The organism is Novosphingobium album (ex Liu et al. 2023), from assembly GCF_029076845.1.
Classification (GTDB): Bacteria; Pseudomonadota; Alphaproteobacteria; order Sphingomonadales; family Sphingomonadaceae; genus Novosphingobium.
The window spans coordinates 1-14,530 of record NZ_JARESE010000011.1 but is presented as its reverse complement, the minus strand read 5'-3'; the positions used below and the strand labels follow the sequence as shown (position 1 = coordinate 14,530).

Here is a 14,530-nt window from a genome sequence, read left to right as displayed (position 1 = left end):
AGCCAAGCAATCCTGCGGCTTTCGCCTCCATAGTCGAAGGCGTAAATGGTGGATCACAACGGTCCAAACATGGAACAACTTCGCGCACACCGTACGCGACAAGTCACCGTGGATTCTGCAAGTATATCGCTGAAAATGCGTTCATTTTTGTTCGAAATCGAAAAGGGCAGCTTCTCCGTCAAAAATGACTTGGCTCCTTCGCCTTACGTGGAGGCGACCGCATCGACCGGCGCAACCCGCGGAAACGCGCGCTCCTCGATGTTCTTGACATGTTCTTATAAATGACTTAGACCCTGCAGTGCCTTTCGCAGTGCGCACCGGGCTCCTGACCACAAGGAGTCCGTGCATGACACGGCCAATCTGTCTCCAGGTTTACATCTCCAGCGAGCTTAGTTTGCTGATCCGCAAGGCCGCCAAAGCCAGGGGAATCAGCATGAGCGAATGGGTTCGCTCGCTGCTCGCGAATGCCTGCGCGGAGGAAGAACTCACGTCCCGTTTCAGCACCACCGTCGAGCGCATTTCGCGTCAGTCCGTCTTCCTGATGGTCGGTGTGGATGCGCTGCTCGCAGGACATGCCGACCATGGTTTGCGCGAACGGGCGCACCAGGCCTACGCCCGCAAGTGCAAGGAAATCGGTGTGGCCGGGGCCGCCGGCGAGGGAGGCGTCTCATGAAACGCAACCTCGTCAATTTCACCCGCGGCAGTCAGTTGCTCGGACACTTCAGCTTCATGTTCGCGGCCGGTCTCAAGGGGCCGTTGGTCATCGCTGCCATCGTTATCGCGTGGACCTCGTGGTGGACCCTTTCGACGGGTCTGACCGACCAGGAAGTCTATCTCGTCTGGATGCGGGCCTATGCCGCATTTTACGGCTTCATGGAGTTCGATCCGACCAAGAAGATCGCCCTCGAAACGGCGTTTGGCGGTTCCGTTCAATTCCCCATCGCGATGCTCGATACCTTCCCGCCGGTGGTTCGCACCTGGGAGCATATGCTCGATTTGCTTGGCGCTGCGCTCGTGCGATCGGCGCTGTTTCTCGTCCCCAGTTTCGTGCTGTTTTACTGGTTCGCCGCGCGGTTCGGCAGCCGCTCCAAGGAGCGCAAGCACGAGCGCGGGGCCATGCTCGTCACGCTTTCCGAACTCGTCGACGAATTGCGTGACCACAACCGGCGCGAGCGTGCCCGCGAATTGTCGGAAACGCTCGGGTGGAAATGGCGCCTGTGTACCCCGCGCGAACTGGCCCGGGCGTTTCCCTACCAGCCATCGCACCTCGCCACGGTCATCTATCCCTGGCGTCTCGAACAGAGTCACGCGATGCTCATCGGCACGACCGGAATGGGCAAGACCGTCGCCATGTCGGACATGCTGGCGGAGGCCCGGGCGAAAGGGCAACGCTGCGTCGTCTTCGATCTCACCGGCGCGTACATCGAGCATTTTCACGAGGGCCATCGGGACACCATCCTCAATCCCCTCGACGCCCGCTGCCCGCAGTGGAGCCTGTTCGACGAATGCCGTACAGAGGGTGAGTTCTGGGCCGCTGCCGAAGCGCTTGTCCCGCATGATGGCGGCGGGGAAGCACAGTTCTGGGTGATCGCTGCCCGTGCGCTGTTCGTCGAGTTCTGCCTGAAGCTGGTCGCCGAGGGTAGGGGTACGAACGAAGCGCTCGCGCGCGAATTGATGACTGCCGATCTGTCGCGCGTCCATGCCATGATGCGCGGCACGATCGCCGATCCGCTAACCGCACCGGAAGCGGCCCGGATGGCGGAATCGATCCGTGCGGTGTTCAACGTGAATGCCAAGGCGCTGAAGCTCTTGCCCAGCTCGGGGAGGCGCTTCTCGGTTCGCCAGTGGATCGAGAACGGCGGTCACGACGCCGAGGGCAAGGGCTCGGTCGTGTTCATCTCGGCGCGCTATGTCGACATGAGCGTTTGCGCGCAGTTGCTCACGCTCTGGCTCGACACGGCGATGAACACGTTGATGGCTGGCCCGCGAACCCGGGACCTCAAGTGCTGGTTTTTCGTCGACGAGCTGGGAGCGCTGCACAGGCTGCCGGCGCTTGAGAAAGGGCTCCAGACCGCGCGCAATTTCGGCGGCGCGATTGTCCTAGGGTTGCACGCCTACGCCAAGCTCAAGGAGGTCTACGGCGAGAACATGGCGATGACCTTGTCGTCGCTGGCCCGCACCAAACTGATCCTCGGCACGGCGGACCGCGAGACGGCGACCTGGTGCTCGGATTTCATCGGCCACCGTCAGGTCCGGGACATGGAGGAAGGCTACACCTACGGCTACAACAACGCCCGAGATGCGGTCAGCCTGACGCCGCGCAAACATATCGAGCCGCTGCTCCTGCCCGACCAGCTGATGAACCTGTCCCGGCTTTCGGGGTACATCAAATTCCCTGACGGCTTCCCGGCGGCTCCCGTGAGGTTGAAGCCGATAAGTCGGCCAAGGCTGGCTGAGACCTTCATCGGGCGGGCTGAGGAGCGCCCTGTCGCCGCCTCGTTTCGCCGCGAGACACCCGCCGGTGTCTCGTCCCATCCATCAACTTCTGCCGCTGCCGAGCATCCGTCTTCCAACGACGACGGCGTGAGCAAGCCGGTTGTTCCCAAACAGGGTGTTCTCGCGCTTGATCCGGACGCCAGTGATCGCACGCCGACGACACAGGAAGGCTTGAAGAAAGCCGATCGTGCGCAAGCGAATGATCCTACAGACAAGCCTTCCCGCGCCGCCCAACCGGGCGAGAAGACAAAGGGCGCGAAGGCGTCATTGGATGCCGCGCCAATCCCGATTGCGTCTCCCACGGGACTAGGATCTCGCAGCGATCGGACCACCGCCGAGAGCGATCCCGAAAGGGACGCGAGAGAAGCCGGCCGGCCGGATGCTCCACCGGCAAAGGCACCGGCAAGCCGGCCATCCGATTCCGACAAGGCGGCAGGTCGAACCGGTGAGCCCGAGGCCCGTCGGCTGATGGTCGAGGACGGATTGCCTGAGCGCGATACCCCGTCACGCGAAGGTCCCGATCTCGGCGATCTGGAACTGTGATGCGTGAGCTAGGCGCCGCACGGCCGGGTTGGGCATCATGCTCTCTGTAGCCAATGTCCGCACCGCCGGCGGCGCTGCCAATTACTTCGCCGCCGACAATTACTACACGCGCGCCGATGCCGACCGATCGGGCGAATGGCTCGGCAAGGGCGCCGACAGACTTGGCCTGCGTGGGCCAATCGAGGCGAAGCAGTTCGAGGCTGTGTTGAAGGGATTGCTGCCAGACGGGAGCCGCGTCGGCAGCGACAATCGCGTTCATCGTGCGGGCACGGATCTCACTTTCTCGATGCCCAAAAGCTGGTCGATCCTGGCCCTGGTCGGCGGGGACAAGCGCATCCTCGATGCTTACGCCGTAGCGGTCAGGGAGACCCTGGCCTGGGCCGAGAAGAACCTCGCTCAGACGCGGATGGAGGTGCGCGGCAAGGAGCGGGTCGTCACGACGGGCAATCTCGTCGTGGGTCTGTTTCAGCACGACACGAACCGCAACCAGGAGCCCAATGCGCACTTTCATGCGGTCGTTGCCAATGTGACGCAGAGTCCAGACGGCAAGTGGCGGGCGCTTCGGAACGACAAGCTCTGGGAGCACAATACCTTGCTCAACGCGATGACCATGGCGCGCTTTCGGCTGGCGGTCGAAACGCTCGGCTATGAGGTCGGCGAATATGGCAGGCACGGCAATTTTGAGGCCGTCGGCGTTCCCAAGGCCATTCGCGACGCCTTCAGTTCCCGGCGCGCGGAAATCCTCGATCGGCTGGCCACGATGGAGGGAAAAGGTCTTGCGGCACGCAATGTCGCGAACCTCATGACGCGAGCAGAGAAGGGCCGGATCGTGGATCGCGATGCGCTTGCGCGGCAGTGGGGAGAGGCCGCCGCCAAGCTCGGGTTCGATCCCGCGCAGGTGATCGCCCGGGCCAACGCGCGCGCAGCGCAGGACATCGGCAACGTCGCGGGCTTTGGACAGGTGGCGGTCCGACTCGTGCGGCAGGGCAGCGCGCTTGCCGCCGCCCTCGCGACGCGTCTTGGCCTCAAGGACAGTGACCCACTCCTGCCCGCGCGGATGGGGAACCGGACACCGGAGCAGATTGCCGCGGTCCATGCTGTTGCCTCCGCCATCCGCCACCTCGGCGAGCGTGAGGCGGCCTTTACCCGCGCCGATATTTTCCGCGCAGCACTTAGTTTCGCGCTCCCCACATCGATTATCGAGATCGAGAACCGTGTCGACCAGTTGCTGCGCCAGGGGCACCTCCTGAAGGGCAAGGGCGCCGATCGCGACCTTGTCACGACCCGCGATGCGCTCGGCCTTGAACAGCGCATCATTGCCGCCGTCGAAAGCGGGCGCGGCCTCGCTCCCGCGATCGTCCCGACCGATGTTGCCGGGGAGCGGCTGCAGGCACTCTCCCAGCTCAAATACGGCATGACGCTGAACCCGGGCCAGGAAGGCGCGGGACGCCTGCTGCTGGCCTCGCACAACCGGATCGTCGCGATCCAGGGTGTCGCCGGCGCCGGCAAGAGCACCGTCCTGAAACCGGTTGCCGATGTGCTGCGCGAGGAAGGCAGGGCCGTGCTCGGCCTCGCGGTGCAAAATACGCTGGTCCAGATGCTCGAGCGTGAAACCGGCATTCCCTCGATGACGGTGTCGCGCTTCCTGCGCCAGCATCGAGACCTGCTCGAAGGGGCCGACCCATCGCGGCTCGCCGAGGCAAAGGCCGCTATGCGCGGCACCGTCGTGCTGCTCGACGAAGCCTCGATGGTCGGCAACGCCGACAAGGAGAAGCTCGTTCGTCTCGCCAACCTGCTGGAACTGGACCGCTTCGCCAGTATCGGCGACAGGAAGCAGCTTGGTGCGGTCGATGCCGGAAAACCCTTCGACGTGATGCAGCAGGCGGGCGTCGAAACCGCAATCATGAACGTCAATCTGCGTGCGCGTGAGAAGGCGCTGCGCGATGCCCAATATGCCGCCCAAGGCGGTCACATCGACGAGGCGCTGCGGCATCTGGGAGGCCATGTCGTGGAAGCCGGGAATGGGGCTGCGGTCGAAGCGGCGGCGGCCTGGCTTTCCCTGTCGCCGGCAGAGCGCGAGACGACATCGATTTATGCCTCGGGCCGGGCGCTACGCGGTGAGGTCAATGAGGCCGTCCAGACCGGCTTGAAAGCCAACGGCGAACTGGGTTCAGGGTCGATGCGGCTCGAAACCCTCTCGCGCGTCAACGTGACGCGCGAGGAACTGCGTTATGCGCGCAGCTATGCAGCCGGGATGGTGATCGAGGTCGACCGGCGCCAGCGAGCCCAGGGCCTGCGGCCAGGGCGCTACCATGTGGTCGAAACCGACATGGCACGCGAGCGGGTCAGCCTCGAGAACGAGCGTGGCCGCCGCTTCGAATTCCGGCCCGGCCAGTTGCGGCCGCAAGGCGAGCAGGATCTGCTGCGCCTGTTCGAAGTTCGCGCGCTCTACATCCATGCGGGCGACCGGATCCGCTGGACCGAGACCGATCACAAGCGTGGCCTCCTCAATGCCGATCAGGCGCGCATCACCGCTATCGATGGCAAATCCGTCACGGTGAAGACCTCGCTCGGGGCCCAGCACACACTGGGGCGCGATGATCCGATGCTCGAGCGGCTCGATCTAGCCTATGCCCTCAATGCCCACATGGCACAGGGCCTGACGTCCGATCGGGGGATCGCGGTCATGGACAGCCGGGAGCGTAATCTGGCGAACCAGCAAACCTTCCTGGTGACGGTCACCCGCTTGCGCGATGGCTTGACCCTGTTCGTCGACAATGCCGGCAAGCTCGAGGCCGCAATCGAACGCAATCCGGGAATGAAGCGCTCGGCTCTGGAGACCGTCGATCTTCTGCGCGATGCCGCCGCGCGAGGCCGGGCGAAGGATCGGGCGCCGGCGCCGGCGCGCGATCCGCCGGAACTGGACCGCTCGCTCACCAAGCCTTTCGAGATCGGAATCTAACCGGGCTTTCCGCATCCATCCGCATGCAGCCGATTGACTAAAAGTTCTATATTTGTTCTCATGGCGATCATGTCCCGAATCGCTGACGATGTCCTGCTGACCCATCTCGAAGTTGCGCTCGCCGTGGCGCCCGAGCCGACGCTCGCCGGTCTGAACGCCGATGATCCGCGGGCCCAGCGCAGCGCCCGTGTCGATCTTGCGCGGCATCTGGTCGAGAGGATGCGTGGCTTCGTTATCGAGGGTGATGGCTATACCAGCGGCGGAATTCAGCCCTGCCTGTTTCCGGGCGACCTGGCGCCGATCGGGTAAGCCGCATGTTGCGTGATGCTCCGCTCATTGCAGCGGTGTATCGCCATCTTTTCCGGTCAACTGCCCAATCCGTTCGGCGATAGCCTGCCAGGTTTGGATGCCTGCCGCGTCGCCGGCCAGCGCCAGGGCGCCAATCTGTTCGGCGACATGGAGCGAGGCCTTGTCGCCATGCGTCGTCAGCACCTGATTGGCACAAGCCCAGAGTTCCCACTCGCTGAGCATCAGTGGAGATGTCCGGCGAGGCCGAATAGCAAGGCTATGAGGCCGTAGCCCACGAATGCTGCGGTCAGCAGATATTCGACGTTGAGCCTGAGCCCGAGTCCTTGCCGACCAGGGCGGGGCTGTCCTGCCGGCCAGATCTGATCGCAGACGATGCCGTTGAAGCCGGCGCGCTGGCCCGTGACTTCGACCTCGCAGCCGATCAGGCGGCGAGACGGGCGCCGCGCGTCCAGTTCCCACACGCCGCCGCCACTCCGAAGAAGCAGGCCATATGGTCCTTCTTCTAGGTATCCGGTGAGATGCAGGTCGGCGCCTAGCGGCACGCCTGACCCTTCCAATAGCGATCCCAGCGAAGAACCGTCCCCGTGCGGATCATGGCGCAGGAGAGATCGGCGCCCGAAGGCAGGCGGCACCAGGCGGCTGTCCTGCTGCCTCCGGCAGACCCTTCGGAGCGGCATGTCAGCCTCGGACCTCGAACGACGACATGACCTGTCGGGATGGTGCCGCGCGCCCCGCCCAGCAGGCCTACCAGCGCATCACGGGCTTCTACCGCCGAGGCAGAGGGGCAGGGCTGGTTGGAGCGGCATGTGCCATCCATTTCGCGCGCCGCGATACCCGCGATGCGGAGATGCGGTCCCTCTGCGCACCAGACGGGGCCGTCGCCGTCCCAGACATGGGTGGGCGTGCAAGTGAAGGTCTGCCCGGCGGCGACGATCGAGGCGGCAAGAATGACAAGCATCGGGATGGTGAGCCTAGCGTAGCGCTCGGCCGAACCACAGGACGCGGCCGACGATATTGATGGTGCGCTTTTCGAGACCGCGCCAACTGGGATAGGCGGGATTGTCGCTCAACACCGAGACCCGCTTGCCTTGCGGTTCGATCGCCACACGTTTCACGTTGAGCATGTCATCCATGCGCATCACGTAAATTCCGTCGCGCAGGCGCGATGCGCCATCGCCAAGATCGACCATCACTTCGTCACCGTCATGCAAGGTGGGCTCCATTGAGTCTCCATGAACCGCGATGATCGACAGGTTCGTTGCCTTGCTGGCTGTCAGCCGTCGCAGCCATTTTCCATCGAATCCGAATTGGGCGCATTTGCCTTCTATTTCGGCGAGCGCACCGTGACCGGCAGAGGCCTCGACCGCGAGCACGGGCACATGGACCAGTTCGACAGCGGGTCCTGAACGCCGTTCAGGGGCGCCGAGAACCTTCTCATCGACACCAAAGAAACGGGCCAGCACCGCGCGATCCTGCTCGTCCAGTTGCCTGGGGCTGCCGCGTCGGATGTACTGCTGGATATAGGCTGCATTGCGTCCGAGGAGGCGCGATATCGAGGAGTAATTGACCCCTCGCTTCTGGATCAGCTCGTCGAGGGTCCTACGTGCGTCGTCCATGGCTGGTGGTTCCTATCGTATCTTCCTAGGAATTTGATCTTAGACTCTAGGGACTTTCCTAGTATGAACATAACCGGAACGCAAGCGCAGAGCGAGTCGAAGGTGATGGAGCTACTCGAGCAGGTCGAAGGATATTTGGCGCGGACTGGGATGCGGGCGAGCACTTTTGGGAGGATTGCGGTTGCGGATCCCAGGTTTGTGCAGGACTTGCGCGGCGGACGTGAGCCGAGGCAGAAGGTCCAGCAACGCATATGCGAATTCATTTTGGAAGAATGCAAGCTTCGGGACGACGCGACGCGCTTTTCCGAGCCGTTGTGAAGCCGGCAGAAAATTCGGGTTTCAGCGCCAGTCTTTCCCATTGCTGCGATGCACTATTGAGTCCTTGTGAGCCATAACCCTCTATCGTTGAGCGAAACCAAAAGTTCGCGCGGCGGGAACGTAAAATCGCGAGCCCCGAGCGCCGGTTCAAGCCGTCAACTTCAGCTCGCGGCGCTAGAAAGGACGCGCTGAGCCAGCCCACCCGCTGCTTTGGAAAGGCCAGGTTACTCCCGGAAAAATCCTGATGGCGACGGCACGAGAACTGGACGGTTCGAAAAACTCTGGCGCTTAGAGCCCGTTTCGTAAGGTGAGCGCGGTCAACGCCATGTAACGCGTCCTTGGCCGTAGCCCGGAAATCGAGTTTCAAATTCGTCCATGAATTTAAGGCGGACAAGGTTGAGCTCGCCAATCAGATCAGCAGGAAATTCGGCCAGTCCTGCTTCATCCAGCAGGTCGAAAAGGCCGAGCATGACCTGCTGCGCTCGGCTGGTTCGATGGGCACGCCATACTCGTCACGCTCTTCGCCCATAGTCGTCCCCTGCACCGGTTAAGTGTTGAGCATCGCGGCACGGACTGATTCAGAGAGGTTGCTTACACCTTCCTCGGAGAGACCATGTGGACCCGCGACACTCGGCGTCAGTATCTTGCATATCCAAGTAGCCTGACAGACGCCGAGTGGCAGATCGTTGTCGCTTTCCTTCCAGCGGCCCCGGCGACCGGCCGCCCGCGTCGTTGGTCTTGGCGCCTCCTGCTTGATGCGATCCTGTTCGTGCTCCGCACCGGCGCGCCGTGGCGTTGCCTGCCGCCAGGCTTCCCACCATGGCAGACGGCCTATCGATGGTTCGCCTAGCTGCGGGATCGGGGCTTCTTCCAATCCCTTAATCATGCTCTGGTGCTCGCGGATCGTGCTCGGCATGGCCGGGAGGAAGCGCCTTCAGCAGCCGTCATCGACAGCCAGTCCGTCAAGACGACGGAGGCCGGCGGCCCGCGTGGCTATGATGCTGGTAAGAAGGTCATGGGTTGCAAACGGCACGCGATGGTCGACAGTGACGGCCGAGCCTTGGAGCTGCTCGTGCACCCCGGTGACGTGCAGGATCGCGACGGCGCCGTGCCCCTGCTGAAGCGGTCTCGCCATCGGCATCCCTTCGTCGCCAAGGCGTTCGCCGACAGCGCCTACAATGCTGCGCGGGTCGGCGAAGCGACTTCGATCGACATCGAGATCGTGCGCAAGATCGTCGGGCAGGCCGGCTTTACCGTCCACCCACGCCGCTGGGTGGTAGAGTGCGGATTCCGAGGCCATCGCGCGCGGGATTCCGAAATGATCGCGCGCAGCGTTCCGAGAATTGTCCGCGCAGCATTCCGAGATGATCGCGCGCAGTTCGCGGTGGGGAGCACCTGATCGTTGGGCCATTTCGCCGGTCGGATAACGGCCGGAGGAAATGGATGCCGACGAGGAGGGTTGCGATGCGCCATGTGCGCGAGATTTTGCGTCTTAGCCTGGATGCGGGGCTTTCGACACGGGTGGTTGGCGAGCGGGTCGGCGTTGGGCCTACGACGGTCCGCGACACGTTGAGGCGGTTCGGGTGGTCGGGACTGACCTGGCCGGTTCCGGCGGAGATGACGGACGCCGATCTGGAGGGGCGTCTTTACGGCGTGTCCGGTGTGAAGCCGGGCCGACGCAAGCAGCCGGAGCCGGACTGGTCGGTGGTTGCGCGTGAGCTGAAGCGCAAGCACGTGACGCTGCAGGTTCTCTGGGAGGAATACGGTGGTCCGCTTGAGCGGTTGGCTGGGGTGGTCGACTTCGAGGTTTTCCGAGGCCCATTGATTGCCGCTCTGCGTCGGAGCGTTCGTGGCAAGGGTGGCCGACTGCCGTTTGACCCGGTCCTCATGTTCAAGATCCTGGTGCTGCAGGCGCTGTACTCGCTGTCGGACGAAGCGACGGAGTTCCAGATCAAGGATCGGCTCTCGTTCCAGCGGTTCCTGGGCCTTGGCCTTGATGACACGGTGCCCGATGCAACGACGGTGTGGCTGTTCCGCGAGCGCCTGGTGCAGGCCAAGGCGATCGACAAGCTCTTCGCCCGCTTCGATGCGGCTCTGACTGATCGGGGCTATCTCGCGATGGGTGGCCAGATCATCGATACCACGGTGGTACCGGCACCCAAGCAGCGCAACACCGAGGAAGAGAAGGCCGCGATCAAGGACGGCCGGATTCCGGAGACATGGAAAGCAAAGCCCGCCAAACTCAGGCAGAAAGATCGCGATGCCCGCTGGAGCGTGAAGTACACCAAGGCCAAGGTGAAGGAAGGCGCCGATCCCAAGGCCTTCAAGCCGGTCGATCTCGCCATCCCGATGTTCGGTTACAAGAACCACGTGGGCATCGACACCTGGGATGCGAGCGCCGCCAATGCCCATGACGACGCCCGGTTGCCGGACCTGATCAGCACGAGCAACACCGGATCAGGGGTCTGGGCCGATACCGCCTACCGGTCGAAGAAGAACGAGGCCTTCCTCGAGCGGGGTATGTTCAAGAGCCATATCCACCAGCGCAAGCCGAACCGCCGCGCCATGCCCGAGCGCGTCGCTCGCGCCAATGCGAAGCGCTCAGCCATCCGCTCGGCGGTCGAGCATGTCTTTGCCGGGCAGAAACGCCGCATGGGTCTGATCGTGCGCACCATCGGCATTGCCCGCGCCCGCATCAAGATCGGCATGGCCAACCTCGTGTACAACTTCCAGCGGCTCGCCTGGCTCGAGGGGCGCACTGCGCCTGCTTGACCCGGAAATGGCCCAAAAGGCCGGCTGATCAACCGGAAATCAGCAGGTCAAGCCCGAGCATCGAACCCTCCACGGTCCCTGGCAACCGCCACCGCGCCTACCGCGTCGAAATCAGACAGTTCTTCGAAGCGTCCAACTTTCAACGGTCCAGAGCCTTGCTCATGAAATCGAACCCGGTCTGAGTCAAGCGCACGAACATGCTTCGGTTGTCATTGAGAGAGCGCTCCTTAACCACTAGGTCGTGCTTCAGGAGCGCGTCAATGTAGCGCAATGCCGTTGTGCTGGGGACACCGGAACTTTCGCACAAGTGAGTTACCCTTATATCCATTCCCTTGATTTTGCTGATAAAGAGAAAAAGTAACATATCCCAACTTGCCTCTCCAAATAAATCCGCAGGAAAGAGTGAATCGCGCCTTCTCCGGCGTTGGTATTCATTCATAGCGTACGTATATAATCTGAAAGTGGTCGATGATTGAAATATGTCATTAAATTTTTTTTCCAAATCCACTGTCGCAAACTGCGATCCGTTGGTCTCGGATTTGTCTATCATCTTTGCAATATCTAGGATTTTGAACGCAATTTCACGCAAGACCTCCGCTTCATCGCCAAGCCCCTTGGCTTCGTGACGTGCTTTATTCGTTCGGGCGCGTTGCTGGCGCTCTTTGGTGTCTGGCATGGGAGCTCTTTCAGTTCGGTGGCTCATCTCGTGATCAAATGGTTTGATGCAGGAGCTGCAATAGGGAGAAAATCCGAAGCGGCAAGAGGAAGCGGACAGTCATACCTCCAAAATGGAGTACATGCGCCGAGCGCTCACGCACATCACCGTCGTGCTTTTCTGGTGATGACAGGGTCGGGTTTGGCGAAGCGCGCCTGATTAAGGAAGATAGTGCCATAGGTGATGAGCGGAGAATCGACGGCCAGAAGCCCCTGTCTTTCAACGACCTCATCAACTAGCGAGCAAAGGAAATAGGCATCTTGTGGACGAAGGCCATGCTTTGCGGTCAGGCGGGCGATTTCCTCAAGTGTCCATGGCACCCGATCCGGAGTCGGGCCGGACATGTGCTGCTCTACCGGCCTGCGGTCTTTCCAGATCGTCTCCTTGAGAAGTTTGGCGTGGCCCTGACGCTGTATTTCGCACTGATAGCCATCGGCGACCGAAAGATCTTCAAGAGCGCGGCGGCGAGAAGGTAGCTCGCCCGTCTGAAACCGCAAGAGATAGTGCACCAGTGGTTGCGCGAGGGGATTAGCGGTTGCGCCGTCGTTCGCGAAAACCGTCACGCAGTCATAACCGCTCCCTTGTTGCCAGCAGCGGGTCAACTGGTCATGATCGTCATAAGCGACTTGGGACTGATCGACACCCTCCATCCATTCCAGGCGCTCGGACGCCTGATCCGAAGGCCATACGGCCTCCTCCTTTCCCGAAGAACAGGAAGCAGTCGTCACGGCAAGGATTGCGGCCCATTTGCCTTGCGCGACAAAGCTCTTCATGCTGGGTATCCTTGGCCTTGCATGTGTGCACCCGAATTGGCAAATTGCTATATGGGCCTTTGCTCTTGTTAACGGCTATTTGCGCAGCCGATGGCATGTTACAATGACATTCTGTCGTTCCCGATTTGTGCCGCGCAGGGGATGGATTGTGGATAGGTCAACGACGCTATGGTCTCGCTCGTGAGACTGGTTTGGCAGGAGCAGAAGCTGCGCTCGTGGCCAGTTGGCGTTTCGCCTGAAACCCTGATTGACGCGCTATATGAGGATGCTCTGACATTTGTCACGCTGCCTGCCGACGAAATCGACTGGCATGGCACTCGCAGACAAATTGCGCTCTGGAGAATTCACTCAACGCCCCGCGAATGACATCTGCCCAGGGCAACACGGCGTTCAGAACGCGCGGTCGTGCACCAGCACGCGGATCGTCAGCAGCACGATCTTGATGTCGCGCAGGATCGTCCAGCCTTCGAGGTATTCGAGGTCCGACTGCAAGCGGTCGATCAGGTCGGTCTCGTGCTCGGTCGCGCCGCGAAAGCCGCGGATCTGGGCCAGCCCGCTCAGGCCCGGCCTGAGGCAGTGGCGCTGCCAGTAGCGCAGATCGACTTCCCAGAACAGCTTGGAGCCCGCCTGCGAGCCGATCGCGTGGGGGCGCGGGCCGACCAGGCTCATGTCGCCGATCAGCACGTTGAAGAGCTGCGGCAGCTCGTCGATGCTGGTCGAGCGGATCAGTCGGCCGACGCGCGTCACCCGCTGATCGCCCTTGCTGGCCGAGACGACCCCGTCGTTGTCCGCCTGCGTCACGGTCATGCTGCGGAACTTGTACATGTCGAAGAAGCGGTTGCCCCGGCCCATCCGGCGCTGGATGAAGAACACCGGCCCGCCGTCCTCCAGCTTGACCGCGATGGCGACCAGCAGCAGCAGCGGCGAAAGCGCCAGGATCGCGCCGGCGGCGAAGGCCAAGTCAAACAGGCGCTTGATCGCGCGGTCGCGCAGCCCCAGCGGCCCGGCCGAGATCAGCAGCAGGCCATGGCCTCCGGAAACCCGCGCGCCCTGCGCGCCCAGCCGCGCGACTTCGTCGTCGAGCACTTCGCCATCGACGTTCGCGCCCTTGAGCATCAGCGCCCAGGCCGCGCGGCGATCGGGCGGGCAGCTCACGATCACCCGATCGATATTGCGTAGGATAAGGCCCAAGCGGTGCAAGGCATGTGGGTCTTGCAAGTCGGGACGAAGGTCAAACCTCGCTGCGGAGATGTGAATGGCGGGAGTAACCGTGATGCGCGGGCCGCCATCGTCGATCACAAGCTGGTTGATTACGCTAGGGCCGCAACGCCATCGCATGACAGATCGAATCAGCAGCCGTCCCACGATGACGAAGAAGCCGGCGAGCGTCGCGCCCCCAACCAATTCAATCCTCGACAGTTCATCGGTCGATTCTACAAAATACGCCAGCAGGACCGTGGTTACGCTTGCGACGGCGAGGGCAACCTCTGCGCGAAAAATGCCTCTCGCGAAATCCTGCAGCGCCAAAAGCGAATAGCAGCGATTATAGCTGGCGACTATCAGGAATACTGGAAGAAGCAAAGGGCCAACGGACAGCGCTTCCCGCAGCGTCGGCACGCCAAAATGTATAAGGGAGGCCAGCGCGAATCCTGCGATAATCGCGAGGAAATCGCAGGCCATCATGGCGACATAAAACTGAAGACGAAGCTTCGCTAGCGACGGAGCGACCAGCATCTCGCCGCGCGACGAATATCGGAGATTTACGGGTTCGCTCACGCTTACTGCCCTCATCCACGAGATATCCTGGTAGCGAATCCTTCCCAGGGATCCTCACATGGGCGAGGCGTTTATTGGCAAGAAGTCGCTTCGTCACGCGACAGAGTCAAGCGGAGATGGGAAATGAGTATCGCGCGCATAGCCAATCGCTTGGGCCAAAGGGCAAACATCGCAAAAATTGACTGATACCAGCCTTCGCAGTGCCTGACTCACAGGGGATTCCCAATGCGGTGAAAATCTGAATCTATGT

General features: G+C 62.0%; 14 protein-coding genes and 1 pseudogene. 7 read left to right on the top strand and 8 right to left on the bottom strand.

Annotated elements, in window-relative coordinates; all coding sequences use genetic code 11:
- Positions 1-346: 346 nt before the first annotated feature.
- From PYV00_RS04380 to PYV00_RS04365, 4 genes are read left to right on the top strand one after another with little or no spacing between them, the layout of a single operon-like run.
- Positions 347-673 carry a hypothetical protein gene (locus PYV00_RS04380; RefSeq protein WP_275227043.1) on the top strand — a complete coding sequence of 109 codons (327 nt, stop codon included), beginning with the start codon at positions 347-349 and terminating at the stop codon, positions 671-673.
- Entirely contained in the window at positions 670-3,039 is a 2,370-nt protein-coding gene (locus PYV00_RS04375; RefSeq protein WP_275227042.1) for a type IV secretion system DNA-binding domain-containing protein, read from the top strand. Before PYV00_RS04380 ends, PYV00_RS04375 begins: the two co-directional genes overlap by 4 nt.
- 37 nt (positions 3,040-3,076) lie before the next feature.
- A complete protein-coding gene (gene mobF / locus PYV00_RS04370) occupies positions 3,077-6,001 on the top strand; it encodes a MobF family relaxase (RefSeq protein WP_275227041.1) in 2,925 nt (974 codons plus the stop codon).
- Between the two features lie 60 nt (positions 6,002-6,061).
- A complete protein-coding gene (locus PYV00_RS04365; RefSeq protein ID WP_275227040.1) occupies positions 6,062-6,310 on the top strand; it encodes a hypothetical protein in 249 nt (82 codons plus the stop codon).
- Positions 6,311-6,334: 24 nt separating this feature from the next.
- On the opposite strand, the gene PYV00_RS04360 is transcribed toward PYV00_RS04365, so the two are convergent.
- The 5 genes from PYV00_RS04360 to PYV00_RS04340 form a co-directional block, all read right to left on the bottom strand.
- Positions 6,335-6,532, bottom strand: coding sequence for a DUF6961 family protein (locus tag PYV00_RS04360; protein WP_275227039.1), 198 nt, complete (start codon positions 6,530-6,532; stop codon positions 6,335-6,337).
- Positions 6,532-6,852: a DUF5818 domain-containing protein gene (locus tag PYV00_RS04355; protein WP_275227038.1), complete on the bottom strand. Its 321-nt coding sequence runs from the start codon at positions 6,850-6,852 to the stop codon at positions 6,532-6,534. Before PYV00_RS04355 ends, PYV00_RS04360 begins: the two co-directional genes overlap by 1 nt.
- Positions 6,843-7,268: a thermonuclease family protein gene (locus PYV00_RS04350; RefSeq protein ID WP_275227037.1), complete on the bottom strand. Its 426-nt coding sequence runs from the start codon at positions 7,266-7,268 to the stop codon at positions 6,843-6,845. The genes PYV00_RS04355 and PYV00_RS04350 overlap by 10 nt, the downstream gene beginning before the upstream one ends.
- 13 nt (positions 7,269-7,281) lie before the next feature.
- Positions 7,282-7,926: a S24 family peptidase gene (locus PYV00_RS04345; RefSeq protein WP_275227036.1), complete on the bottom strand. Its 645-nt coding sequence runs from the start codon at positions 7,924-7,926 to the stop codon at positions 7,282-7,284.
- Positions 7,927-8,561: 635 nt separating this feature from the next.
- The gene (locus PYV00_RS04340) at positions 8,562-8,714 is read right to left on the bottom strand and encodes a hypothetical protein (RefSeq protein ID WP_275227035.1); all 153 of its coding nucleotides are present in this window, start codon (positions 8,712-8,714) and stop codon (positions 8,562-8,564) included.
- Between the two features lie 143 nt (positions 8,715-8,857).
- Here PYV00_RS04340 and PYV00_RS04335 point away from each other — a divergent pair.
- Positions 8,858-9,643 (top strand): annotated as a pseudogene (locus tag PYV00_RS04335) (IS5 family transposase).
- Positions 9,644-9,708: 65 nt separating this feature from the next.
- Complete coding sequence (locus PYV00_RS04330; protein WP_275227034.1) at positions 9,709-11,016, top strand: IS5 family transposase; 1,308 nt, start codon at positions 9,709-9,711, stop codon at positions 11,014-11,016.
- A 139-nt stretch (positions 11,017-11,155) separates the two neighbouring features.
- Here PYV00_RS04330 and PYV00_RS04325 read toward each other — a convergent pair whose 3' ends face one another.
- From PYV00_RS04325 to PYV00_RS04315, 3 genes are all read right to left on the bottom strand, one after another.
- The gene (locus PYV00_RS04325; RefSeq protein WP_275227033.1) at positions 11,156-11,692 is read right to left on the bottom strand and encodes a MarR family winged helix-turn-helix transcriptional regulator; all 537 of its coding nucleotides are present in this window, start codon (positions 11,690-11,692) and stop codon (positions 11,156-11,158) included.
- 143 nt (positions 11,693-11,835) lie between these two features.
- Positions 11,836-12,504: a hypothetical protein gene (locus PYV00_RS04320; RefSeq protein WP_275227032.1), complete on the bottom strand. Its 669-nt coding sequence runs from the start codon at positions 12,502-12,504 to the stop codon at positions 11,836-11,838.
- 390 nt (positions 12,505-12,894) lie between these two features.
- Positions 12,895-13,704, bottom strand: a complete 810-nt coding sequence (locus PYV00_RS04315; RefSeq protein WP_275227031.1) for a sugar transferase — start codon at positions 13,702-13,704, stop codon at positions 12,895-12,897.
- Between the two features lie 3 nt (positions 13,705-13,707).
- Between PYV00_RS04315 and PYV00_RS04310 the strand changes: the two genes are divergently transcribed.
- Complete coding sequence (locus PYV00_RS04310; RefSeq protein WP_275227029.1) at positions 13,708-14,220, top strand: hypothetical protein; 513 nt, start codon at positions 13,708-13,710, stop codon at positions 14,218-14,220.
- Positions 14,221-14,530 lie beyond the last annotated feature (310 nt).